Origin of the sequence: Idiomarina sp. OXR-189 (assembly GCF_034373425.1) — a bacterium.
GTDB classification, from domain to species: Bacteria; Pseudomonadota; Gammaproteobacteria; order Enterobacterales; family Alteromonadaceae; genus Idiomarina; species Idiomarina zobellii.
Window position 1 is genome coordinate 459228 of the sequence record NZ_CP139706.1, and the last position, 23531, is coordinate 482758.

22 protein-coding genes are annotated in these 23531 nt (G+C 48.9%); 19 read left to right on the forward strand and 3 right to left on the reverse strand.

Features of this window, described 5'->3' with window-relative positions:
• The first annotated feature begins 212 nt into the window (after nucleotides 1–212).
• From mraZ to lpxC, 16 genes are all read left to right on the forward strand, one after another.
• On the forward strand, nucleotides 213–671 hold the full coding sequence (gene mraZ / locus UM402_RS02245; protein WP_053953047.1) for a division/cell wall cluster transcriptional repressor MraZ: 459 nt from the start codon (nucleotides 213–215) through the stop codon (nucleotides 669–671).
• Nucleotides 671–1618: a 16S rRNA (cytosine(1402)-N(4))-methyltransferase RsmH gene (gene rsmH, locus UM402_RS02250; protein ID WP_058576795.1), complete on the forward strand. Its 948-nt coding sequence runs from the start codon at nucleotides 671–673 to the stop codon at nucleotides 1616–1618. Before mraZ ends, rsmH begins: the two co-directional genes overlap by 1 nt.
• Nucleotides 1611–1925 (forward strand): cell division protein FtsL, encoded by a 315-nt coding sequence (gene ftsL / locus UM402_RS02255; protein ID WP_058576796.1) that lies wholly within the window; start codon nucleotides 1611–1613, stop codon nucleotides 1923–1925. The genes rsmH and ftsL overlap by 8 nt, the downstream gene beginning before the upstream one ends.
• Entirely contained in the window at nucleotides 1919–3652 is a 1734-nt protein-coding gene (locus UM402_RS02260; protein ID WP_058576797.1) for a peptidoglycan D,D-transpeptidase FtsI family protein, read from the forward strand. Before ftsL ends, UM402_RS02260 begins: the two co-directional genes overlap by 7 nt.
• Complete coding sequence (gene murE / locus UM402_RS02265) at nucleotides 3649–5115, forward strand: UDP-N-acetylmuramoyl-L-alanyl-D-glutamate--2,6-diaminopimelate ligase (RefSeq protein WP_058576798.1); 1467 nt, start codon at nucleotides 3649–3651, stop codon at nucleotides 5113–5115. The genes UM402_RS02260 and murE overlap by 4 nt, the downstream gene beginning before the upstream one ends.
• The gene (locus UM402_RS02270) at nucleotides 5112–6515 is read left to right on the forward strand and encodes a UDP-N-acetylmuramoyl-tripeptide--D-alanyl-D-alanine ligase (RefSeq protein WP_058576799.1); all 1404 of its coding nucleotides are present in this window, start codon (nucleotides 5112–5114) and stop codon (nucleotides 6513–6515) included. Before murE ends, UM402_RS02270 begins: the two co-directional genes overlap by 4 nt.
• Nucleotides 6509–7591: a phospho-N-acetylmuramoyl-pentapeptide-transferase gene (mraY, locus tag UM402_RS02275; protein ID WP_053953041.1), complete on the forward strand. Its 1083-nt coding sequence runs from the start codon at nucleotides 6509–6511 to the stop codon at nucleotides 7589–7591. The genes UM402_RS02270 and mraY overlap by 7 nt, the downstream gene beginning before the upstream one ends.
• Nucleotides 7592–7596: 5 nt before the next feature.
• Entirely contained in the window at nucleotides 7597–8973 is a 1377-nt protein-coding gene (gene murD / locus UM402_RS02280; protein WP_058576800.1) for a UDP-N-acetylmuramoyl-L-alanine--D-glutamate ligase, read from the forward strand.
• Nucleotides 8957–10183, forward strand: coding sequence for a cell division protein FtsW (gene ftsW, locus UM402_RS02285; protein ID WP_058576801.1), 1227 nt, complete (start codon nucleotides 8957–8959; stop codon nucleotides 10181–10183). The genes murD and ftsW overlap by 17 nt, the downstream gene beginning before the upstream one ends.
• Nucleotides 10180–11268: an undecaprenyldiphospho-muramoylpentapeptide beta-N-acetylglucosaminyltransferase gene (gene murG / locus UM402_RS02290; protein ID WP_058576802.1), complete on the forward strand. Its 1089-nt coding sequence runs from the start codon at nucleotides 10180–10182 to the stop codon at nucleotides 11266–11268. The genes ftsW and murG overlap by 4 nt, the downstream gene beginning before the upstream one ends.
• A complete protein-coding gene (murC, locus tag UM402_RS02295) occupies nucleotides 11261–12727 on the forward strand; it encodes a UDP-N-acetylmuramate--L-alanine ligase (RefSeq protein ID WP_058576803.1) in 1467 nt (488 codons plus the stop codon). The genes murG and murC overlap by 8 nt, the downstream gene beginning before the upstream one ends.
• Nucleotides 12717–13646: a D-alanine--D-alanine ligase gene (locus UM402_RS02300; RefSeq protein WP_058576804.1), complete on the forward strand. Its 930-nt coding sequence runs from the start codon at nucleotides 12717–12719 to the stop codon at nucleotides 13644–13646. Before murC ends, UM402_RS02300 begins: the two co-directional genes overlap by 11 nt.
• Nucleotides 13647–13648: 2 nt before the next feature.
• On the forward strand, nucleotides 13649–14395 hold the full coding sequence (locus tag UM402_RS02305) for a cell division protein FtsQ/DivIB (protein ID WP_053953035.1): 747 nt from the start codon (nucleotides 13649–13651) through the stop codon (nucleotides 14393–14395).
• Nucleotides 14396–14401: 6 nt separating this feature from the next.
• Nucleotides 14402–15634, forward strand: coding sequence for a cell division protein FtsA (ftsA, locus tag UM402_RS02310; RefSeq protein ID WP_058576805.1), 1233 nt, complete (start codon nucleotides 14402–14404; stop codon nucleotides 15632–15634).
• Between the two features lie 37 nt (nucleotides 15635–15671).
• Nucleotides 15672–16865: a cell division protein FtsZ gene (ftsZ, locus tag UM402_RS02315; RefSeq protein ID WP_053953033.1), complete on the forward strand. Its 1194-nt coding sequence runs from the start codon at nucleotides 15672–15674 to the stop codon at nucleotides 16863–16865.
• 150 nt (nucleotides 16866–17015) lie between these two features.
• Entirely contained in the window at nucleotides 17016–17936 is a 921-nt protein-coding gene (lpxC, locus tag UM402_RS02320) for a UDP-3-O-acyl-N-acetylglucosamine deacetylase (protein ID WP_058576806.1), read from the forward strand.
• Here lpxC and UM402_RS02325 read toward each other — a convergent pair whose 3' ends face one another.
• On the reverse strand, nucleotides 17937–18377 hold the full coding sequence (locus tag UM402_RS02325) for a DUF721 domain-containing protein (RefSeq protein ID WP_058576807.1): 441 nt from the start codon (nucleotides 18375–18377) through the stop codon (nucleotides 17937–17939).
• Nucleotides 18378–18412: 35 nt separating this feature from the next.
• Here UM402_RS02325 and UM402_RS02330 point away from each other — a divergent pair, with 35 nt between their 5' ends.
• From UM402_RS02330 to mutT, 3 genes are all read left to right on the forward strand, one after another.
• On the forward strand, nucleotides 18413–19339 hold the full coding sequence (locus UM402_RS02330; RefSeq protein ID WP_058576808.1) for a M23 family metallopeptidase: 927 nt from the start codon (nucleotides 18413–18415) through the stop codon (nucleotides 19337–19339).
• Between the two features lie 85 nt (nucleotides 19340–19424).
• Entirely contained in the window at nucleotides 19425–22139 is a 2715-nt protein-coding gene (gene secA, locus UM402_RS02335; RefSeq protein ID WP_058576809.1) for a preprotein translocase subunit SecA, read from the forward strand.
• 6 nt (nucleotides 22140–22145) lie between these two features.
• A complete protein-coding gene (gene mutT / locus UM402_RS02340) occupies nucleotides 22146–22562 on the forward strand; it encodes an 8-oxo-dGTP diphosphatase MutT (RefSeq protein ID WP_058576810.1) in 417 nt (138 codons plus the stop codon).
• Nucleotides 22563–22571: 9 nt separating this feature from the next.
• Here the strand turns inward: mutT and yacG are convergent, their stop codons facing one another.
• Nucleotides 22572–22766: a DNA gyrase inhibitor YacG gene (yacG, locus tag UM402_RS02345; RefSeq protein WP_058576811.1), complete on the reverse strand. Its 195-nt coding sequence runs from the start codon at nucleotides 22764–22766 to the stop codon at nucleotides 22572–22574.
• The gene (gene zapD, locus UM402_RS02350; RefSeq protein WP_058576812.1) at nucleotides 22763–23527 is read right to left on the reverse strand and encodes a cell division protein ZapD; all 765 of its coding nucleotides are present in this window, start codon (nucleotides 23525–23527) and stop codon (nucleotides 22763–22765) included. Before zapD ends, yacG begins: the two co-directional genes overlap by 4 nt.
• Nucleotides 23528–23531: the final 4 nt, after the last annotated feature.

Genomic DNA, 23531 nt, shown 5'->3' on the forward strand with positions numbered 1-23531 from the left:
ACCTCAAATGTGACTCACCTGAGTATTACACAAATTAATCCCAGGCTCTAACACTGCTATTTCATACGTTTCTTCAATAGCTTAGTTGTTATCGGCCAGAAACCCTGACAAATAGAACGGTTTTTTTCTTGACAGTGGGAAACAGTGGAACCTAGACTGTAACATTGTGGGGATTTGTGGATAATAGTGGATCTTAATGATCAGGTGGGATCATGTTCCGAGGAGCAACAACACTCAGTCTTGACAGCAAAGGGCGCTTAGCAATCCCAGCTAAGTATCGCCAAGCCTTGTCTTTAGACTGTGAAGGGAAAATGGTATGCACGATTGATATTAAACAACCGTGCCTGTTGTTGTACCCGCTTCCCGAGTGGCAAATCATTGAGCAGAAACTCACCCGTTTATCGAGTATGAACCCCGCAGAACGCCGCTTGCAGCGGTTGTTACTCGGCCATGCAGACGACTGTGAAATGGATAAAAACGGTCGTTTACTGATATCAGCACCTTTAAGACAACATGCAGGGCTCGAGAAGAAGCTTATGTTGGTTGGTCAGCTGAACAAATTTGAACTGTGGGATGAAGACGCTTGGCATGACCAAGTGGCTCAGGATATGGACGTTGAGCGCGAGGGCGACTTCACCCTAAACGAAAGACTGGAAGACTTCTCTCTATAATGATAACAACGTCACCGCAACACGTTTCGGTGCTACTGGAAGAGTCCATCAACGCTTTAGTGACTGATACAGCAGGCACCTATATTGACGCCACATTTGGACGTGGTGGTCACACGCGTGCGTTGTTAGAAAAGCTAGGCAATGACGCTCAGGTTATTGCGTTAGACCAAGACCCACAAGCTATTGAAGCCGCTAAAACACTGCAAGACGACCCACGTTTTGACATTATCCACACTCCTTTCTCAAACCTGCAACAGGTACTTGAACAGCGGCAATTAACCGGAAAAGTTACCGGTATTTTATTCGACCTTGGCGTGTCGTCCCCACAACTCGATGATGCCGAGAGAGGTTTTAGCTTCATGCGCGACGGACCACTCGATATGAGAATGGATACCACGCGCGGTGAAACAGCCGCCGAATGGCTGAACCGAGCTGAAAAAGATGAGATAAGCTGGGTACTTAAAGAATACGGCGAAGAGCGTTTTGCGCGAAAAATTGCCAGCGCCATTGTTATGGATCGCGAGAAAGAGCCTTTTGTGCGCACGAAACAACTGGCGGATATGATTGCCCGTGTCAGTCCGGTAAAAGAAAAGCATAAGCACCCGGCAACGCGGACATTCCAGGCTATTCGAATTCACGTCAATAAAGAGCTGGAACAAATAGAGCAGGCGCTTGAAGCCTCGCTGTCGGCACTGAAGCAAGACGGACGTCTAGTCGTTATTAGTTTCCATAGCCTGGAAGACCGATTGGTTAAACGTTTTATTCGCAAACACAGCGAAGGCAAGCAGGTACCAGCCGGATTACCTGTTACTGATGCCGAGATAAATAAAGACAAGTCATTAGAAAAAGTGGGTAAAGCCATAAAACCAGGCAAACACGAAGTCTCACTAAACCCTCGGGCACGCAGTTCAGTGCTGCGTATAGCAAGGAGGGTTTACCATGACTAAACAACGCTATCCCAGCTTAACCAAAATGGTGCTGCAAGATTTAGTGCAGCACAAGTGGATTGTGCTACTGGGTGTGGTGGTCGTTTTTAACGCACTAAGCATTGTTTATGTGGCTCACTTGAACCGTCAGCTGACAGCTGAACGTGATGATCTGTTGTCTTACCGCGACACGCTTGACCGCGAGTGGCGACATTTAGTGATTGAGCAGAATGCACTGACAGAGCACAGCCGGGTTGAACGTATTGCTCAACAGCAGCTTGGAATGCGTGACGTAACATCCGAAACGGAGGTTATGGTCTCATGGTAATGGCGAAGCGTAAAAAACGGACTGAACCGGCTGGTACTCGCTGGCGTTTTTATATCGCAGTGACCGTGCTGTTCGGTGTTTTCTCCGTTCTGGTTGCGCGAGCAGCTTATATACAAGTTGTTAGCCCTGAACGCTTCTCCTTGCAAGGCGATATGCGTAGTTTACGCTCTGATAGCTTGCCAGTGCAGCGAGGCAGTATTGTCGACCGTCACGGCCGCGAGCTTGCTGTTAGCGTCCCGGTAGAAACTGTCTGGGCTGACCCTAAACGTATTGATGAACATAATGCGTTGGCAGATAACCGGCGCTGGCAGGCATTGGCAGAAACCTTTCGAATGAACCGCGAAGCCTTGGTTGATAAAGTCGATGATCCAAGCAAACGCTTTGTTTATTTGCAGCGAAAAGTCACCCCGTCGGAAGCGGATTACGTCAAGCAGCTAAAAATTCCGGGCGTTTATTTAAAAACAGAGTCTCGCCGTTATTACCCAACCGGTGAAATTGCTGCCCATTTAGTGGGTCTGACAAATATTGATGGTGAGGGTCAGGAAGGACTCGAGTTACTGTATGACGAACACTTGACCGGACAACCGGGCAAGCGAGTTTACCGCAAGGACGCGCAAGGGCGGGTTGTTGAGGAAATTAGCCAGACAGAGGCGCAACAACCAAAACAATTAACCTTGAGTATCGATCAGCGGATTCAGGCGACTGCCTATACAGAGCTTAAAAAAGCCGTGCGCTACAACCAGGCAACGTCTGGCTCCGCTATTGTACTCGATGTTGATACTGGTGAAATCCTGGCAATGGTCAACAGCCCGTCCTTTAACCCTAACAATCGTGCCGATTTGCAGTCATTCAGAATGCGAAATCGGGCGATTACCGACAGCTACGAGCCAGGCTCGACGGTCAAGCCTTTGGTGGTGCTGAGTGCGCTGGAAAACGGCCGTCATAAAGCCGGTGACATTATTGATACTAGTCCTGGTTGGCTGCGCCTGGGTGGACGTCGTGTGAGCGATCCACGTAACCGGGGAGAACTTACCCTGACGGAAGTTCTTAAGCACTCGTCAAATGTGGGTGTGACGAAAATGGCACTGGACTTAGGTGTCGACCCATTACTGCAAACCTACGCGGATGCTGGCTTTGGTAGTGATACAGGAGTTGCCTTACTGGGCGAGGGTATGGGGCTGCTGAGCGATCGGCGTCGTTGGTCTGAGTTTGAAATAGCCACATTGTCCTATGGTTATGGCTTGTCTGTTACGACCCTACAGCTAGCTAAAGCTTACAGTATTATAGCCTCCGGTGGTGTGAAGCGACCGCTGACCATATTCCGTCAAGAATCACCGCTACCAGGCGAGCAAGTCTTTAATCCTGATAATACGCTTGCCGTTATGCACATGATGGAAGAAGTAGTGCGTGACGGCACAGCAAAACAGGCTCAGGTACCGGGATACCGAATTGCCGGGAAAACCGGTACCACTCGGAAAACGAAAGCAACGGGTGGTTATGGTGATGAATATGTCGCGTTGTTTGCCGGCATTGCGCCAGTGAGCAACCCAGAAGTAGTGGTTGTTGTGACAATAAACGAGCCGGGAACGGATGACTATTACGGTGGCACCGCAGCTGCCCCTGTATTCTCAAATATCGTCGCGCAAACCATGCGCTTGTTGAACGTGCCGCCGGATAACCCGGATGACACAGAAATTCGCGCAGCAGGCTTCGGAGGTCAGCAATGAAAATGCTTTCTGAACTTCTAAATATGTTGCCTGCATCATTAAATATTCCAGATGTGACCGTCTCGGGCGTAAAACTGGATAGCCGTCAGGTCGCTAATGGTGATTTATTCATTGCAATACCCGGGTATGAAACCGATGGTCGTGCTTATATCGACGCGGCTATCGACCAAGGCGCTGTTGCGGTGATTGCTGAGTCTCCGGGCTTAGCGGTAGAGCAGCGTCGAGGTGCCGTTGTTGTCGGCTTTAGTGGGGTTCGTGAGCATTTGTCTGAAATTGCCGGAAACTTCTTCGAGCACCCGTCAAAAGGTATGACCGTTATCGGCGTTACCGGTACTAACGGCAAAACATCGGTCACTCATATTATTGCGCAACTTGCTCAACGCTTGGGTCAGGAGTCAGCCGTTATTGGCACAACAGGAAGCGGCTTAATTGGACGGCTGTTACCAGAGCGCCATACCACACCAGATGCGGTTACTATTCAACAACGGCTGGCTACGTTGAAAGCGGAAGGTGCTGAGTTGGTGGCTATGGAAGTGTCGTCCCATGCGTTAGTGCAGCGCCGGGTAGACGCCCTTCAATTTGCAGCTGCCGCTATTACCAATATTAGTCGTGACCACCTGGATTACCACGGCACGATGGACGATTATGTTGCTGCAAAACAGCGCCTATTTACGGACTTTGGTGTTCAGCACCGAATTGTGAATGCCGACGATACGGTATTGGCGAACTGGTACAAAGAACATGGTGCTGAACTTTGGGTGACATTAAACGACTCATCGTTGGAGCCAAGCCTAAAAGCCTCAGGACTGCAATTCCATGAAGAGGGCTCGACGTTTGAATTGAGCTGGCAGGGACAGTCTTACGCAATAGAAACGCCGCTATTAGGGCGCTTCAATATCTACAACGTGTTAACTGCAATAGCGACGTTGCTTTCTCTTGGGTACAAGCCAGGCGACTTAGCCAATGCCTGCAAACAGTTAATGCCAGTGCCGGGTCGTATGGAGGCTTTCCACAATCAGCATTCGCCATTGGTTGTCGTTGATTACGCTCACACACCGGACGCTTTGGACCAAGTGCTAAGAGCGCTGCGGCTGCATTGCAAAGGCAAACTATGGTGTGTATTTGGGTGTGGTGGTGACAGAGACCGGGGCAAACGCCCGCAAATGGGGAAAGTCGCGGCGGATTCAGCCGATGTTGTCGTTGTTACCGACGACAACCCGCGTACAGAACCCAGTGAACAGATTATTGATGACATTCTTGCCGGCATTGCTGAAAAGGACAAAGTGAAAGTATGGCCGGGTCGCCGGAAAGCCGTGATTCGGGCCATGCAAGAAGCCCAGCAGGATGATGTCGTACTTCTGGCTGGCAAGGGGCATGAAGATTATCAAGTAATAGGCACACAGCGTGTTGATTACAACGAACGAGCGGTTGTCAGCGACTGGCTGCAAGGAGACTGCGCATGATTTCTGTAACCTTAACCTGGATAGCAGAGAAAGTCGGTGGGCGTCTTGTCGGTGAAGACAAAACAATCAGTAAGGTATCAACGGATACGCGTGACGACTTAACCGGGGCGCTATTTATTGCGTTAAAGGGGCCTAATTTCGATGCGCATCGATTTACCGAGCAAGCTCGACAAGGTGGTGCTGAAGCCTTGCTTGTTGAGAAGCCGCAACAAACCGAATTAAGCCAAATTGTCGTTGAGGATACGCGCTATTCATTGGGACTACTCGGTGCGGCAGTGAAAGCAGAAGTGGCTCCAAAAACCGTTGCTATTACCGGTAGTAACGGAAAAACCACAGTTAAAGAAATGCTGTCTTCCATTCTGTCGCTTAAGGACAGTACTCTGGCAACAGCCGGTAACTTCAATAATGACATTGGTGTGCCGCTGACATTGTTACGCCTTGGAAAGCAGCATAAATACGCGGTTATTGAGTTGGGCGCGAATCATCCCGGAGAGATTGGTTACACCACTAACTTAACTAAGCCTGATGTAGCAATACTGAATAATGTCAGCGCTGCGCATGTTGAAGGTTTTGGCAGTGTGCACGGTGTTGCGCGCGCTAAAACTGAGATTTTCCGTGGTCTGGGGAGCCAGGGAGTGGCGATTACCCCACTAGAGTCTGATTACAGTTCGAGTTGGGAGTCAGTGTGCGCTAACTACCACTGGCAGACGTTCGGTTTATCTGAGCAAGCTGATGTGTATGCAACAGACATTCAACTCAACGATGAAGGCAACCCAACCTTTTCCTTACATATTGACGGCCAAGCCGAGGCAGTGACTTTACAGTTAAGTGGCCGCCACAATGTGCTTAATGCGCTGTCAGCCTCAGCAGCGGCTTATCAGCTAGGCGTTCCTCTGACTGACATTATTAGCGGCTTAGAGCTGGTAACTCCTGCTAAAGGTCGTCTAACCACCATCAAAGTTAGTGAGCACTTACGTATTATTGACGACACCTATAATGCGAGCGTTGCCTCAACAAAAGCTGCGCTGGATTTACTGGGTAGCTACAGTGGTTATCGAATTTTTGTCCTGGGCGACATGGGAGAGCTTGGGGCTGATGCCCGCGCTTATCATGAAGAAATAGGCGAGCATGCTATAGGTACGGGCATTGATAATTTATACAGCCTGGGCGTACTCAGCCAAAGCGCGAGTGAAGTGTTTAATGGTCACGGAGGCAAGCATTTCAGTCAACTGGATGCCCTAGTGCAGGCGATTTTACAAAGACTTACAGAACAACAGGGTAAGCAGCCGGTCACAGTGCTGGTTAAAGGCTCACGGTCTGCGCACATGGAGCGCGTCGTAGCGGCGTTGCAAAGCGCTGTAGCGAGCCACAGCAGTATAGGGGATAAACACGCATGTTAGTTTGGTTGGCTGAGTACCTAATGCAATTTGAAAGCGCGTTTAACGTGTTTTCTTACCTAACGTTGAGAGCAATATTAAGCATCTTAACGGCATTGGTACTATCGCTCTGGTTAGGTCCAACATTAATTCGTCGTCTGCAGCTTCTGCAAATTGGGCAGACCGTAAGAGATGACGGCCCACAAAGTCATTTAAGTAAGAGCGGAACCCCAACCATGGGGGGAGTCTTAATTTTGGCGGCAGTGCTTGGCTCTTCATTACTCTGGGCTGACTTAGAAAACCGTTATGTCTGGGTTGTGCTACTGGTCATAACAGGTTTTGGCATTATTGGCTTCATCGACGACTACCGTAAAGTTGTGCGTAAAGATCCAAAAGGCCTCATTGCCAAGTGGAAGTACTTCTGGCAATCCGTTATTGCCAGTGCAGCGGCGGTATACCTGTATTGGAGCAGCACCATGGGGGCTGAAACTGCCCTGCTAGTACCGTTCTTTAAAGATGTCATGCCGCAGCTGGGCATGCTTTACATCCTTATGGCCTACTTTGTCATGGTGGGTACCAGTAATGCGGTGAACTTAACCGATGGCCTGGACGGCTTGGCCATCATGCCAACCGTTATGGTGGCAGCGGCGCTGGGTATTTTTGCTTACGCCTCCGGTAATGTGAACTTCGCCGATTACTTACAAATTCCTTATTTACCACTAACCGCAGAATTACTGGTTGTTTGTGCCGCTATTGTGGGAGCCGGTCTTGGCTTCCTTTGGTTTAACACCTATCCGGCACTGGTATTTATGGGCGATGTTGGCTCGCTGGCGCTTGGAGCTGCACTTGGCATCATTGCCATTTTGGTTCGTCAGGAGCTGGTGCTGTTCATTATGGGTGGTGTGTTCGTCATGGAAACCGTGTCGGTCATGCTTCAGGTTGGCTCATACAAGCTTAGAGGCAAACGAGTCTTCCGTATGGCACCTATTCACCACCATTACGAGCTAAAAGGGTGGCCAGAGCCACGAGTTATCGTGCGCTTTTGGATATTGTCTTTAATTTTCGTGCTAATTGGTTTAGCGACACTGAAACTTCGGTAATAACAATGACAACGATAAACTGGCAGAAAATAAAACACATCATGGTGCTTGGTCTGGGTAAGACCGGGGTATCGGTTGTGCGTTTTCTGGCAAACAAGCCGTCGTTAATTGCTGATGTGCGAGTGTTTGATTCGCGTGAAAACCCGCCGGGTCTTGAAGACGCGAAAGCGATAATGCCACGCGCTGAGTTCAACACTCGCCACTGGGAAATAGAGGACACGTTAGCCGCCGATTTGATTATTACAAGCCCCGGTATCGATTTACGTGAAGAGCCGCTGACGCTAGCTCGCGATGCGGGTATACCCGTCGTTGGGGATATTGAAATTTTTGCTCAAAACGTCGATTTTCCACTGGTGGCTGTGACCGGTTCAAACGGTAAGTCGACAGTAACCCGACTGGTCGAGTTTATTGGTCAGCAGGTCGGAAAGAATGTGGTTGCTGCGGGAAATATTGGTTTACCTGTATTAGACCTGCTGCAGCTGGATAACAAGCCAGACGCTGTCGTGCTTGAATTATCGAGTTTTCAGCTGGAGCTAACTGAAAAGTTAAAACTGAAAGCCGCAGCGTTGCTGAATATTAGCGCTGATCACCTCGACCGTTATAATGCGCTTGAGGATTATATTGCTGCTAAGCAGCGTATATTTAATAACGCCGATACCTGGGTGTTGAACCGTCAGCAGCAGGATACCTGGCCTCACCCTATCACCGGGAAGGTACTAAGCGTTGGCAAAGACGCTCATCCCAATGATTTTGGCTTGCTAGGAGGTAATGTTGATAAATCAAGCGGTCCCGTTGCCATTACTTATGCCGGTGAAGTAGTTCTGCGGGCAGATCAGCTGCAGTTACAGGGTGTTCATAACTTATTGAACGCCCAAGCTGCACTGGGACTGGCTGTGTCGCTCGGCATTTCAATAGAAGATGCAGTAGAAGCAGCTAAAAACTTCACCGGTTTAGCGCACCGTTGCCAGTTAGTGAGTCAGGAATCAGGCGTGTTATGGGTAAATGACTCAAAAGCCACCAATATTGGTGCAACCGCTGCGGCGGTGGAGGGGCTGCGACCGGCAATTACCGGTAGATTACTCCTCATTGCAGGTGGCGACGGCAAAGGTGCGGACTTTAAAGAGTTAGCAGAGACTTTAGATAAAGTCGACATACTGCTGACAATAGGTAAAGACGGTCCGAAAATTGGCAAGCTGTTTAATGGCTCAAGACAGGTTAACAGCCTGGAGCAGGCCGTAGAGCTTGCTAAGTCACTGGTGCAGCCCGGCGACATGGTGTTGTTATCGCCAGCATGTGCAAGTTTTGACCAGTTTAATAACTTTGAGCATCGCGGTGACGTATTTTGTCAAGCGGTGGAGGCAGCCAATGGCAACAGTGCGTGAAGAACAATTAGCGCTTGAAATGCCAGCCGCCAAAGCTCCGCTCTGGCAGCAACTGGTTGAATGGTTTAAACCGCCAACCAGTCAGGCTCTTTACGACCGCGTGCTGCTAACGGTGTCACTCGCATTGTTAGCCTTTGGATTTATTATGGTGTCTTCAGCGTCATTACCAACGGCTGACCGGCTGACCGGAAACCCATTTCACTTTGCAATTCGACATGGCATTTATATTGTTATCAGCTTATTGGTAATGCTGGCGTCCTTGCGGATTCCTACCACGTTATGGAATGAACATAGCGGTAAGCTCTTGTTGGTTGGATTGGCCATGTTGCTGGTTGTTCTCGTTGTTGGGCACGAAGTGAACGGCTCGCAGCGTTGGATAAAAGTCGGCCCCATTACCGTGCAAGTAGCGGAAATGGCTAAGTTGTTTTTCTACGTGTACATGGCCAGTTATCTGGCGCGTCGTGAAGACGAAGTCCGGGAAGCTATTAAAGGTTTCATCAAACCTTTGGCCTTGTTGTTTATCGCAGCGGTATTGCTGCTGATGCAGCCCGACTTTGGAACCGTCGTTGTGTTGTCCGCGACGACTGTTGCCATGCTTTTTCTGGCAGGAGCTAAACTTTGGCAGTTTTTCGCGGTATTCATTACTTGTGTGCTGGCAATGATACTGCTGATTATTGTTGAGCCTTATCGAATGCAGCGCTTTTTGACCTTCCTTGAGCCCGAGAAAGACCCATTTGGCGCAGGGTACCAGCTAATGCAGTCGCTTATTGCCTTTGGACAGGGGCAATTTAGCGGTGCGGGTTTAGGGAATAGCATCCAAAAATTGCAGTACCTGCCCGAGGCTCATACCGACTTTATCATGGCCGTTGTTGCCGAAGAGCTCGGCTTTGTAGGCGTGATGGGCGTGATAGCGGTTGTATTAATGCTGGTTTGGCGCGCTTTAATTATTGGACGTCGCTGCCTAATGGTCGATCAACGCTACGGCGGGTATTTGGCCTATGGAATTGGCGTTTGGTTCAGTATCCAGGCCTTTGTGAATATCGGTGTGGCATCTGGTGCGTTGCCGACAAAAGGCTTAACGCTACCGTTAGTGAGTTACGGTGGTACTAGCTTAGTTGTGTCAGCACTGGCTATCGGATTATTGCTGCGCATTGATCATGAACGCCGAATGAGCGGCCGCAAAGTTGCGCCGCGCGGAGGTGCTGAATGAACCGTGCATTGATTGCGGCAGCAGGTACCGGCGGCCATATTTTCCCGGCACTGGCAGTGGCTGAAAACTTACGAAATGACGGCTGGCAGATTGACTGGCTGGGAACCCAGGAAGGGCGCCTTGAGTCCAGAGTTATTCCGGCCGCAGGTTTTAGCTTGCATAGCATTAGCATGACCGGAGTGCGTGGACACGGATTACTGCGCAAATTGAAGATGCCGCTGGTGCTGGCCAAAGCTGTCCTGCAGTGTCGTCGATTATTAAAGCATTTACAGCCGAACGTTGTTGTGACCTTTGGCGGTTATGTCTGCGCCCCGATGGGCATTGCCGCAAAAATGATGGGCATTCCACTGTTAGTGCATGAACAGAATGCAGTACCGGGTATGACAACCCGCTTACTGGCGCCTCGGGCAACCAATGTATTTTTAGGTTTGCCGGTGGCGACGCCTCAATGGCGCCGATACTCGGTGGTTGGCAACCCGCTGCGTCAGGCTTTTACTGAGGTTGTAAAAACGCATCAGGAAGATAAGAGCATTGCAGGGCCTATAACGATATTAGTTGTCGGCGGAAGCCTGGGCGCAAAAGTATTGAATGAGCAAGTGCCACAAGCGGTTCAGCAGTTAGTGGATGTAGAGCTCAATGTGGTTCATCAATGTGGTCAGGGTAACGAAGCCAGTACTAAAGCAGCGTATGCCGGGGCTGAAGTCATAAGCTCGCTTGCCGTACATGAATTTATTGACGATATGGCATCGGAATTTGCAAAAGCAGACCTGGTTATTTGCCGCGCTGGAGCGTTAACTGTGTCGGAGCTAGCAGCCGTTGGTGTCGCTTCTATTTTGGTGCCATTGCCGCATGCAGTGGATGATCATCAAACAGCGAATGCAAAGGTTTTGGAAAGTTGTGGTGCGGCACTATTAATGCCGCAAAAAGAGTTAGAAAATGGGGCTTTAGCCATCCACTTAAAACGTTTATTGCATGACAGGCAACAACTGTGGACAATGGCGCGTTTCGCCCGCGAGCGTGGGATGCCAGAAGCGACCCAACGCTTAGCGAATGAATGTAAAAGATTTGAGAAGAGCGATGACTAGCATGACCGCAACCAAAGCACAGCCCTTTACCATAGTGAATGTACCTGAAATGCGTCGGGTGCAGCGCATTCACTTTGTCGGTATTGGGGGCGCCGGCATGGCCGGAATAGCAGAAGTGTTGCTGAATCAAGGCTATCAAATATCGGGCTCTGATATTGCTGAAAACACCAATACGGAACGCCTAAGAGTGCTAGGCGCGACTATTGTGTTAGGTCACATGGCGAACAATATCGAAGGTGCCAGCGTGGTTGTGGTTTCAAGCGCTATAAAGCAGGACAATGCTGAATTATTAGCGGCACATGAGTTGCGGGTCCCCGTTGTGCGTCGGGCGGAAATGCTGGCCGAATTAATGCGCTTTCGACATGGAATTGCGGTGGCAGGAACCCATGGTAAAACCACCACCACTTCATTGGTGGCGAGTATTTTTGCCGAAGCCGAGAGAGATCCAACTTTCGTTATTGGTGGCTTGCTGAATAGCGCAGGTTCCAATGCTCGTCTGGGCAGCAGCAAGTATTTAATTGCAGAAGCGGATGAGAGCGATGCCTCCTTCCTTCATTTGCAGCCTATGGTCGCAATAGTGACGAATATTGAAGCGGACCACATGGACACCTATGAAGGTGACTTTAATAAATTGCTGGATACTTATGTGGAGTTTCTGCACAACTTACCGTTTTACGGATTAGCAGTTATGTGTGCTGATGATGACGTTGTGTCAGAGCTTATTCCACGGGTTGGGCGTCAGGCAATAACCTACGGCTTTAGTGAATCGGCTGATGTGCGTGCCGTTGACTATGAACAAACAGCAAGTCAAAGCTGCTTTACCATCTTACGTAAAGACCGGGAGCCGTTCCGTGTCTGCCTGAATATGCCAGGGAAACATAACGCACTGAATGCACTGGCGGCTGTGGCCGTTGCAACGGATGAAGGTATAGACGACGAGTCTATTAAACGAGCCCTGACAAAATTTGAAGGTATTGGCCGTCGCTTCCAGCATTATGGAAACTTTCCCGTACCTTCTGACTCGGCGCAAGAGGGTGAAGTCATGTTGGTGGACGACTATGGACACCACCCGTCGGAGGTCGCTGCGACGATAAAAGCCGCACGCGAAGGTTGGCCTGAAAAGCGTCTGGTCATGGTGTTTCAGCCGCACCGTTATTCGCGCACCCGGGACTTGTATGAAGACTTCGTCAATGTGTTGTCGCAGGTCGATGTATTGATAATGCTGGAAGTATATAGCGCAGGTGAAGCAGTCGTTTCCGGTGCAGACAGTCGTTCACTGTGCCGATCAATTCGTCAGCGCGGGCAAATTGATCCGGTTTTTGTGGGTTCGCCGGAAGAAGTACCACAAGTGTTGAAATCGGTACTGGCGGGGAACGACTTATTACTGACCCAGGGAGCCGGTAATGTCGGCGCTCTGGCGAAACAAATAGCTTCAGAGGTATTGAATAATGACGCCTGAGGCCTTCGGAAAAGTCGCGGTTATGCTTGGCGGTTATTCTGCCGAGCGTGAAGTGTCGCTTAAGTCCGGAATGGCGGTGTTAAAGGCGTTAGTGGCTAAAGGTATTGATGCACATGCATTTGACCCGGCAGCCCATGACTTACATGAGTTAATTGAAGAGCGTTACGAGCGAGTGTTTATTGCTTTGCATGGTCGCGGAGGTGAAGACGGCAGTATGCAGGGCGCACTGGAAGTGCTGGAAATGCCCTACACCGGCAGTGGTGTTTTAGGCTGTGCCTTAGCAATGGATAAAGTGCGTTGCAAACAGATTTGGCACGCACTACAGCTCCCGACAGCGCCATGGCGGGTGGTTCGGGCGTCGGAACTCGACAAGGTAGACAGCGAAATCTTATTAGAAGAGCTCGGTGGACGGGTTATTGTTAAACCAGCAAGGGAAGGCTCATCAATAGGTATGAGTATTGCTGATACTGCTGAGCGTTTAACCTCGGCGTTAAAACATGCCGTTCAATTTGATGAACAAGTTTTAGTCGAAAAGTGGATAAAAGGTAAAGAATACACCATTGCTTTGTTGGATAATAACGCGTTGCCGGTTATTCGTCTGGAAACACCGCATGAGTTTTATGATTTTGAAGCAAAGTACCAGGCAAACGACACCCTGTATCATTGTCCGTCCGGTTTAGACAATGACGATGAAGCCTACCTAAAAAACTTGGCTGAAGACGCTTTTAAAGCGGTTGATGGTAAAGGGTGGGGACGCATTGATGTCATGCGATCGAGCGATGGGCATTGGTATTTTTTAGAAGCGAATACAGTACCGGGCATGACAGAAAAAAGCCTGGTGCCAATGGCAGCGAAAGCATCAGGTATTGATTTTGGTGAGCTGGTGCAGCGCATATTGGCGCAGACGCTGGAGCAGTAGATATGGCCGCTGAGCAGCGCCTTAAGTTGGTTAACTTTTGGTCTGGCGTCATCGTGTTTTGCCTGACTTTGATAGGTTTAGGCGTCGGTATTTATCAGTTAAATGAAGTACTGACAGATGAACAGCAAGTGCCTATAGCCAGTTTGAGTGTGCAGGGCGAGCTTATTTATACCGACAAAAGTGAGATAAGACAGGCACTTTTGTCAAAGCCGTTAGGCAGTTTTTTTACGGCCGACGTCGACAGTTTAAGGCAGCGAGTGGAAGCGCTGCCGTGGGTACAAAAAGTATCCATACGGAAAGTATGGCCCGACCGTTTATCGGTATTTGTTTCGGAGCATCAGCCGCAAGCGCTTTGGAATGCGGACCGGCTGATCAACGAACAAGATGAAGTGTTTCGGGCTGACGTGACAAAAGTGAGTGCGCAGCTACCCCAACTTTTTGGGCCTGAGCACGCGGTCGAGGACACGCTAAGCGAGTTCTACCGATTACAAAAGATGTTGTCGGTGAATGGCTTTTCGATAAGAGCCTTACGTTTAACCGACCGCTTTGCTGTCAGTTTGGTGCTGGAGCAAGGTATTGAAATTAAGTTAGGGCGGGAAGCCACCCTGGAACGCATTAAACGGTTTATCGACTTGTTTCCAAGTATGATGAACCACGAAAACAGTAAAGAGAACAAAGTCGACACAGTGGATTTACGATACGATACCGGGGCTGCAGTAGCCTGGCGTGAAGCAAAAAGTGAGAGTTAGACAGATATGTCGAAAACATCGGAACGCAATATGGTAGTAGGTCTGGACATAGGTACGAGCAAAGTGACCGCTCTTATCGGTGAGTTGTTGCCGGACAATGAAATCAGCGTTGTAGGCGTTGGTACTGCGGTTGCTCGTGGTATGGACAAAGGCGGCGTTAATGACCTGAATTTGGTCGTTCAGTCGGTTCAACGAGCTGTGGACGAAGCCGAATTGATGGCTGACTGCCGAGTTGCATCTGTTTACTTGAATATCTCTGGTCGCCACATCTCGTGCCAGAACGAAAGCGGCATGGTGCCGATTAATGAAGCGGAAGTGACACAGGACGATGTCGACAGTGTGATTCATGCAGCGCAGTCGGTGCCTATTGCGAAAGAGCGCCGCATTTTGCATGTGCTACCGCAAGAGTATGTGATTGACTCTCAGGAAAGCATTCGCAGTCCTATTGGTATGTCGGGCGTGCGGATGGAGTCAAAAGTCCACATTATTACTTGCGCTAATGACATGGCCAAGAACATTACCAAAGCGGTGGAACGCTGTGGTTTGTCTGTCGACAAACTGATTTTTTCAGCGCTGGCATCCAGCATCTCGGTACTAACCGATGACGAAAAAGACTTAGGCGTGGCGTTGGTTGACTTAGGCGGCGGTACTATTGATATCTGCATCTATGCAGGCGGAGTGCTGCGTCACACCGCTGTGATCCCGGCGGCGGGTAATCAGGTCACCAGTGATATTGCAAAAATATTCCGCACACCAACGAATCACGCGGAAGAAATTAAGACCAAGCACGCTTGTGCGTTGCGGCAAATGGTCAGCATGGAAGACACCATTGAGGTGCCGTCAGTGGGTGGTCGCCCTTCGCGTGTTATGTCTCGACATACCCTCGCAGAAGTGGTGGAGCCGCGTTACCAGGAACTGTTTGAGTTAATCAGAGATGAAATTCAGCAAAGCGGTCTGGACGAACAAATAGCTGCTGGTGTGGTTATCACAGGTGGTAGCGCGAAAATGGAAGGCTGCGTTGACTTTGCGGAAGAGATATTTCAAATGCCGGTGCGCGTAGGTGTGCCGCTTGGTATGAAAGGTTTACGGGACTACGTAGAAGACCCGGTTTATGCGACAGCGGTCGGACTGTTACGGTATGGACAGGAAGACGCCGCTGTATCACAAAAAGAAAGCTCTAAAACTGACGTTATCGGGCTCTGGCAAAAAGTGCAGAGCTGGTTTAAAGGTGAGTTTTAACTTGGGGTAGCAAAAAAAGCAGGTAGGGAGAATTATTATGTTCGAACTGATGGATAATTACGAAAGCGAAGCCGTCATTAAGGTGATAGGCGTCGGTGGTGGCGGCGGTAACGCTGTTCAGCACATGGTAAAAGAGTCAATTGAAGGCGTGCAGTTTATTGCGGCGAACACCGATGCGCAGGCATTGCGTAATCACACCGCAGACGTGACCGTTCAATTAGGTCAGGACATCACGAAGGGGCTTGGTGCTGGCGCTAACCCGGAAGTGGGTCGCCAATCAGCGGAAGAAGACCGCGAAAATATCCGTATTCAATTAGAAGGCGCGGATATGGTCTTTATTGCAGCCGGCATGGGTGGCGGCACTGGAACCGGTGCAGCACCTGTGGTTGCTGAAGTCGCCAAAGAGCTGGGTATTCTGACAGTTGCGGTTGTTACTAAACCCTTCCCGTTTGAAGGTAAGAAGCGCATGGCCGTTGCCGATGAAGGTATTCACGCGCTAGAGCAAAGTGTGGACTCGCTTATTACTATTCCTAACGAGAAACTGTTGAAGGTTATGGGCAAAGGCACTTCGTTGTTAGATGCCTTCAGCGCAGCCAACAACGTGCTATTAGGTGCGGTACAGGGCATTGCCGAGCTGATTACCCGTCCGGGTCTTATCAACGTTGACTTTGCCGACGTTCGTGCAGTGATGAAAGAAATGGGTACCGCGATGATGGGTACTGGAGCCGCAAGCGGTGAAGATCGCGCGCAGGAAGCGGCGGAAATGGCTATCAACAGCCCGCTTCTGGAAGACATCGATCTGTCTGGCGCGCGCGGTGTGTTGGTTAATGTAACCGCTGGCATGGACATGAGCATTGACGAGTTCGAAACGGTAGGTAACACCGTGAAGGCGTTTGCGTCAGATAATGCGACCGTAATTGTGGGAACCGTTATCGATACTGAAATGTCTGATGAATTAAGAGTAACCGTTGTTGCGACAGGTATCGGCGCAGAGCGTAAACCAGATATTTCTCTGGTCAACAATGCGCAAAATGCACCTAAGCGTGAACCGCAACCTACGTATCGTGCGGACATTGACCGCGGCGCTACAGCTCCTCGTTACGAAGAGCAGGAAGAGGCTCAGGCAGAGCCGAAACCAGAAGCGAAGCGTCAGGCGGCGGCGAAGCCAAAGCAGGACAAAGAACTGGATTATTTGGATATTCCGGCTTTTTTGCGCAAACAAGCGGACTAAATTACCGCTAAGCCAGTGTAATTATGCGTAAAATTTGATCGGACCATGACAAATGTCGTATAATATGCGGCCGCTTCGGTTTGAATGGTCGTTTTTTGACCATTGACCGTATAAAGCGAACCGATTTTATAAGGTAGGTGAATAAAACTCATGATTAAGCAACGTACATTGCAACAAGCGATATCAGCAACAGGAATTGGCTTGCACAAGGGCAACAAAGTGAACTTAACTTTGCGTCCGGCGCCGGCTAATACTGGGTTGATCTTTCGCCGTACTGACTTAGAGCCGGCAGTGGATATCCCTGCGCGTGCTGACTGGGTTCGTGATACGCAGTTGTGTACGTGCTTAATTAATGAAGAAAATATTCGCATATCGACAGTCGAACACTTACTCGCTGCGCTTGCAGGAGTTGGCATTGATAACGCTATTATCGAAGTCGACTCTCACGAAATACCTATTATGGACGGTAGCTCTCACCCGTTTGTTTACCTGCTACAAAGTGCGGGCATTGAAGAGCAGTCAGCAGCGAAGAAGTTTATCCGAATCAAAGAGCCGGTGCGTGTTGAAGACGGTGACAAGTGGGCGGAACTGCTACCCCACGATGGTTTCCGTATCGACTTTGCTATCGACTTTGACCATCCGGCTATCGCAGACACAGGGCAAATTGTCAGCATGGACTTCAGTGCTAATGCCTTCATTAAAGACATTAGCCGTGCGCGTACCTTTGGCTTTATGAAAGACATTGAGTACTTGCGCAAAAATAACCTGGCACTTGGTGGCAGTTTTGATAACGCTGTGGTTTTGGATGACTTCCGCGTGTTAAATAATGACGGCCTGCGTTATGACGACGAGTTTGTGAAACACAAAATGCTGGACGCTGTGGGCGATCTCTACATGGGCGGTCATAGCATTTTGGGCCACCTGCGTGCATACAAGTCAGGCCATGCGTTAAATAACCAATTACTTCAGGCGGTATTGGAAACTGAGTCTGCCTGGGAGTTCGTGACCTTTGAAGATGAGCAGGCAAAAGAGCCTATCGCATTTTGGTCACCAGCTAATACTACGGCTTAATTAGCCTTTATTGTTGGCGGCGTCGTTATCAAACTTCGCCGCTAATGCTTCTAACTGAAGTCGCAGCGGCTCGCTGCAACCCTCCGCCATATTCCTTAGCCTTTGTGCGTTGTCATTTGTGGTGTTTACATTCGGTGACACTTTCACGCTCAGCTTGTTGACCGGCACCGTCGCATTGTTTTGAAAATACGTTATAATGGCCGCTTGTTGGAATTTAAGTTTTGTTGACCAGCTGCCGCTGCCAGCCTTTACAATAAGCTCGCCGTCGCGAATATTCACAAGCTGACAATGTTGAGCGGTTGCTTTGTCCACGCAGTTTTTAAACAACTGTTGCCATTGAGAGAGTTGAGCGGCAAACTGTGCATAATGTCGCAACGTTTCAGCCATAGGTTGCTGGCCAGTACGTAGCAATTCAGATGGCGTTTTCGGTTGTCGGGACATAAGTGGTGTAGTCAACAAATAATAAGAGAGTTCAGATGAGTTTATCAGTCTTTTATCGAGGCTCCAAAATTCGTTTTCGCGTTAATTTAAGTCGTAGACGGATGTTGTCTTTCGCCGGTATAGCGACCTTTATTGGGCTTGTTACCTGGCAACCTTGGGAATACCGGGGAGTTGACCCAGAGTTCGCGCAGGCACAAATCACCGAAGAGCAAAAAAACCTTATTCTTCAGCAAAAAGCCGTCAAAGCGTTGAAAGAAGATACCCAAAAGCAATTGGGTGCTATGAAGGTTTATTTAGGTGAGTTGCGGGCACAAATGCGTCGTTTAGATGCCTTAGGTGAGCGTTTAGCGGGTGTGGCGAACTTGGACAATGGCGAGTTCAATTTCCAGCAGGAAATGCCCATCGGCGGACCGGAAATTGAAGTCGCTGAGTTACCTCAGGCCTCAGGATCCGATGTACTTACCGACATTGAAGACATGTTGTCGAAGATATCGGACAAACAAAAACAGCTATCTCTCCTTGAATCTGTGATGATGAATCACCAACTTAATAATGATGCATATATTGCTGGGCGCCCTATCTCCGATGGTTGGCTCTCTTCGCAATATGGTATTCGTAAAGACCCTTTCAATGGCACTCCGGCCATGCACAAGGGTTTAGACTTTGCGAGTTATAACGAAGATGTGCAAGTGGTCGCGACCGGTGCCGGTGTTGTCACTTGGGCAGGTGACCGGTACGGCTATGGTCAGTTGGTTGAGATTGACCACGGTGGTGGCTTAAAAACTCGCTATGGGCACAATCACGAATTATTAGTAAACGTCGGCGACGTGGTAACACGAGGCCAGCAAATTGCAGAGATGGGTAGCAGTGGTCGTTCAACCGGACCGCATGTGCATTACGAAGTTTTACGTAATGGTAAGCAGATTGACCCAAACCAATTTGTGTACCGAAAAGCCGACTAATACATCTGAACATTAAGAGAATAAACGCAAGCGGTACTGAGTACCGCTTTTGTTGTTAAAAAGTAACACAGGATATATCAAACTCATGCTAGGCAGTCTGTTTCGAAAAGTTTTTGGAAGTCGCAACGATCGCATACTCAAAAACATGCAAAAAGATGTTGATCGGATTAATGCGTTAGAACCCGAATTTGAAGCATTGAGTGATGCGGAATTAAAGGAAAAGACCGCCGAGTTTCGTAAGCGTCTGAACGAAGGTGAAAAGCTCGATAAGTTACTTGTTGAAGCCTTTGCCACGGTCCGTGAAGCCAGTAAACGCGTATTTAAAATGCGTCACTTTGACGTCCAGCTTATCGGCGGTATGGTTTTGAATGAAAACCGTATTGCGGAAATGAAGACAGGTGAAGGTAAAACCTTAACCGCAACCCTAACTGCCTATTTAAATGCCTTGCCGGGAAAAGGCGTGCATATTATTACCGTGAACGACTACTTGGCAAAGCGTGACGCAGAGTTTAACCGTCCCTTATTCGAATACTTAGGCCTAAGTGTAGCGTTCAACATTCCGGGTATGAATCCGGAAGACAAAAAAGCGGCCTATCAGGCAGATATTACTTACGGTACTAATAATGAGTTTGGTTTCGACTATTTACGCGACAACATGGCCTTTTCGCCACAGGATCGCGTGCAGCGCGACCTTTACTATGCGCTAGTCGATGAGGTTGACTCCATTCTTATTGACGAAGCCAGAACACCACTGATTATCTCTGGGCCGGCTGAAGACAGCTCAGAAATGTATCGCAAGATGAACGAGCTGGTGCCGCACTTAGTGCGTCAGGAAAAAGAAGATACCGAGGAAGAGAAAGGCGACGGCCATTTCACCATTGATGAAAAGGCAAAGCAGCTTCACCTGACTGAAAATGGTCAAGAGCATATAGAGTTGCTACTCAAAGAAAAAGGCATGCTGGCTGATGATGACTCACTGTATTCCGCAGCCAATATTAGCTTGCTGCACCACATTAATGCGGCGCTAAGAGCACATCACCTATTCCAGAAAGATGTCGATTACATTGTTAAAGATGACCAGATCATTATTGTTGATGAGCACACAGGTCGTACGATGGAAGGGCGCCGTTGGTCTGAAGGTCTGCACCAGGCGGTAGAAGCCAAAGAAGGTGTGCCAATTCAAAATGAAAACCAAACGCTTGCTTCCATTACCTTCCAGAACTATTTCCGTTTGTATGACAAATTGGCGGGTATGACAGGTACAGCCGACACCGAAGCCTTTGAGTTCCAGTCAATTTACGGGCTTGAAACCGTTGTTATTCCAACTAATAAACCAATGGTTCGTGATGATCGCGCTGACTTGATTTACCTAACGGCAAAAGAAAAATACGAAGCTATTGCTGAAGATATCGAAGAGTGCCGTAAACAAGGACGCCCAGCGCTGGTTGGTACGGTATCTATCGAAAACTCGGAGTTGTTGTCGAGCCTTCTGAAGAAGAAGAAAATACCGCATGCGGTGTTGAACGCTAAGTTCCACGAACAAGAAGCCGATATTATCGCTCAGGCGGGCCGTCCAGGCGCTGTAACTATTGCGACCAACATGGCCGGGCGCGGTACTGACATCGTGTTAGGCGGCAATTGGATGGTCGAAGTAGAGAAACTGGAAGAACCATCTAACGACAAAATAGATGCTATTAAAGAAGAATGGCAGAAAGTGCATGACAAAGTCATCGAAGCGGGTGGCTTGCACATTATTGGTACGGAGCGTCATGAATCTCGCCGTATTGATAATCAGCTTCGTGGTCGTGCTGGTCGTCAGGGTGACCCGGGTTCGTCTCGTTTCTATCTATCACTGGAAGATCCACTAATGCGTATTTTCGCATCGGATCGTATCGGTACCATGATGAAACGCCTTGGTATGAAAGAAGGGGAAGCTATTGAGCACCCTTGGGTGACACGCGCCATCGAAAACGCACAACGTAAGGTTGAAGGGCGTAATTTCGATATCCGTAAGCAACTGCTTGAATACGATGATGTGGCGAATGACCAGCGCTCGGTGGTTTATGAACAGCGAAACGAGCTGCTTGATGAAGGCGATATCTCTGAAACCATTACTGCAATTCGCGAAGACGTTGTTAATGCAGTTATTGACGAATATGTGCCGCCACAGTCGCTCGCTGAACTTTGGGACTTAAAGTCACTGGAAGAACGCTTGCGCGCTGATTTCCATATTGAGCTACCTTTACAACAGTGGCTTGAAGATGAAGAGCACTTCCACGAAGAAGTTCTTCGCGAACGTGTATTGGAAGAGCTGGTTAAGACTTACCAGGAAAAAGAAGAGTTGGTAGGGCCGGAAGTTCTGCGCCGCTTTGAAAAGTCGATTATGTTGCAAAGCCTTGATCAGCACTGGAAAGAGCACTTGGCAGCAATGGATCATTTACGTCAGGGCATTCACTTACGCGGTTATGCACAGAAAAACCCTAAGCAGGAATATAAGCGCGAAGCGTTTGAGTTGTTCAGCGAAATGCTTGAGAACTTGAAGTTGGATGTTGTGACTATTTTAAGTCGCGTCAAAGTGCGCGCTCAGGAAGATGTCGATGCCGTTGACCAACAGCGTAAAGCTGCCGACAGCGCACCTCGTGAGTTTAAACACGAGCAGACAAAGCCAGCGACTCAAGAAGAGCAACCGCGAGAGCAAGGGCAGCCGCAGCCGGCCAGAACTGAAAAGAAAGTCGGTCGTAATGAGCCTTGTCCATGCGGCTCAGGTAAAAAATACAAACATTGTCACGGTAAACTGTAGGTTAATATGACCACCCAAAAACCTCCCGCTGTACATGTTGCAGTGGGAGTTATTGAAAACACGAATGGCGAAATCTTTATCGCGCAACGTCTGCCAGAACAGCATCAAGGCGGCAAATGGGAGTTTCCCGGTGGTAAAGTTGAGTCAGGTGAAAATGTTCAGGAAGCCTTAGTCAGAGAGCTCAAAGAAGAGTGTGGCATAGATGTTACTGACATGGCGCCACTGACGGTTATTGAACATCAATATTCGGACAAACGCGTATTATTGGATGTTTGGTGGATTTTGTCTTATCAAGGCGAAGCTACTCAGCTGGAAGGACAAAAATGGTGTTGGGTTGATAAAAATCAGTTAGATGCCTTTCAGTTTCCTGATGCAAACCAACCCATTGTCGACTGTATTATGCAGTCAATGAATACTTACTGAATGTAAGGCTTAAAAGCCGTCGCCCTCGTTAATGTAGTCATCGTTGGCAACAGGGGCAGGCTCGCCTGGAATACTTTTTTCTTCATTTGCCCACTCGCCCAAGTCAATGAGTTTGCAGCGCTCACTGCAAAACGGGCGAAATTTCGAGGTCTCTTTCCATTCGACTTCGGCTTCACATGTTGGACAGTTGACCGTTAAACTCATTGTGCACACCTGGCTATTTCTAATTGAACTGACTGGATTGATTGAGTGTTACTGACACCCGGTAACGGCATGAATCTTACCGTAAAGCGTTGTCTATGCCCACTAATAACCGGGTAAACGGAAGACTCTTTAGGGACTTTAATTCGTAGCATAGCTAACGGCTGTTCAGAGCTTCCCTGCATAAACCCACTGGTCAATGTCATATCGGAGAAAGAGGACTGTTCACGCATTAAGGTGAGCTTTAGTTGCACTGCTTTTTCGATAGGCTGAAATAACTGACACCACGCATCGCATTGTTTCTGTTGGAGCTCATTCTCCTGACTTAACCAGAGTTGCAGTTGCGGCAGTTCGAAAAGGCCACTAATACCCGGTTGGCTAAAACGTTGTCTTATACTCGCCAGTAGTGCATCGTCTTTAATTTCTCGCAATACCTTAGGAATGTCCGGTAAAAATTGTTGGCAGTCGCCAATTTCTTCAATAGTGGTCCGCAACGCCTGTCTATCGACTTGCGGGTGCTGCTCCCATTGTTTCAGGCGCTGTTGCTGTGCATCGAGATCTTTTGAAAGCTCAGTGCGAATGTCGACCCTTTCAAGGAGATCGCTGAGTGAAAACAGAGACTGGAAAAAAGCATCAGGCTGTTGTTGAAACAACTCTCTATTGACGTTGAGCTGCTCGAAGCCGTGTTCAAGTCGTAAATATGTGCGGACACGCTCCTGAAGCGGGTATTCATAAATAATGTGCTGGTTATCCGTGAACGCCATAATG

Coding starts and splice junctions, on each gene's coding strand:
- mraZ (WP_053953047.1), top strand. CDS start 213: ATGTTCCGAGGAGCAACAACACTCAGTCTTGACAGCAAAGGGCGCTTA.
- rsmH (WP_058576795.1), top strand. CDS start 671: ATGATAACAACGTCACCGCAACACGTTTCGGTGCTACTGGAAGAGTCC.
- ftsL (WP_058576796.1), top strand. CDS start 1,611: ATGACTAAACAACGCTATCCCAGCTTAACCAAAATGGTGCTGCAAGAT.
- UM402_RS02260 (WP_058576797.1), top strand. CDS start 1,919: ATGGTAATGGCGAAGCGTAAAAAACGGACTGAACCGGCTGGTACTCGC.
- murE (WP_058576798.1), top strand. CDS start 3,649: ATGAAAATGCTTTCTGAACTTCTAAATATGTTGCCTGCATCATTAAAT.
- UM402_RS02270 (WP_058576799.1), top strand. CDS start 5,112: ATGATTTCTGTAACCTTAACCTGGATAGCAGAGAAAGTCGGTGGGCGT.
- mraY (WP_053953041.1), top strand. CDS start 6,509: ATGTTAGTTTGGTTGGCTGAGTACCTAATGCAATTTGAAAGCGCGTTT.
- murD (WP_058576800.1), top strand. CDS start 7,597: ATGACAACGATAAACTGGCAGAAAATAAAACACATCATGGTGCTTGGT.
- ftsW (WP_058576801.1), top strand. CDS start 8,957: ATGGCAACAGTGCGTGAAGAACAATTAGCGCTTGAAATGCCAGCCGCC.
- murG (WP_058576802.1), top strand. CDS start 10,180: ATGAACCGTGCATTGATTGCGGCAGCAGGTACCGGCGGCCATATTTTC.
- murC (WP_058576803.1), top strand. CDS start 11,261: ATGACTAGCATGACCGCAACCAAAGCACAGCCCTTTACCATAGTGAAT.
- UM402_RS02300 (WP_058576804.1), top strand. CDS start 12,717: ATGACGCCTGAGGCCTTCGGAAAAGTCGCGGTTATGCTTGGCGGTTAT.
- UM402_RS02305 (WP_053953035.1), top strand. CDS start 13,649: ATGGCCGCTGAGCAGCGCCTTAAGTTGGTTAACTTTTGGTCTGGCGTC.
- ftsA (WP_058576805.1), top strand. CDS start 14,402: ATGTCGAAAACATCGGAACGCAATATGGTAGTAGGTCTGGACATAGGT.
- ftsZ (WP_053953033.1), top strand. CDS start 15,672: ATGTTCGAACTGATGGATAATTACGAAAGCGAAGCCGTCATTAAGGTG.
- lpxC (WP_058576806.1), top strand. CDS start 17,016: ATGATTAAGCAACGTACATTGCAACAAGCGATATCAGCAACAGGAATT.
- UM402_RS02325 (WP_058576807.1), bottom strand. CDS start 18,377: ATGTCCCGACAACCGAAAACGCCATCTGAATTGCTACGTACTGGCCAG.
- UM402_RS02330 (WP_058576808.1), top strand. CDS start 18,413: ATGAGTTTATCAGTCTTTTATCGAGGCTCCAAAATTCGTTTTCGCGTT.
- secA (WP_058576809.1), top strand. CDS start 19,425: ATGCTAGGCAGTCTGTTTCGAAAAGTTTTTGGAAGTCGCAACGATCGC.
- mutT (WP_058576810.1), top strand. CDS start 22,146: ATGACCACCCAAAAACCTCCCGCTGTACATGTTGCAGTGGGAGTTATT.
- yacG (WP_058576811.1), bottom strand. CDS start 22,766: ATGAGTTTAACGGTCAACTGTCCAACATGTGAAGCCGAAGTCGAATGG.
- zapD (WP_058576812.1), bottom strand. CDS start 23,527: ATGGCGTTCACGGATAACCAGCACATTATTTATGAATACCCGCTTCAG.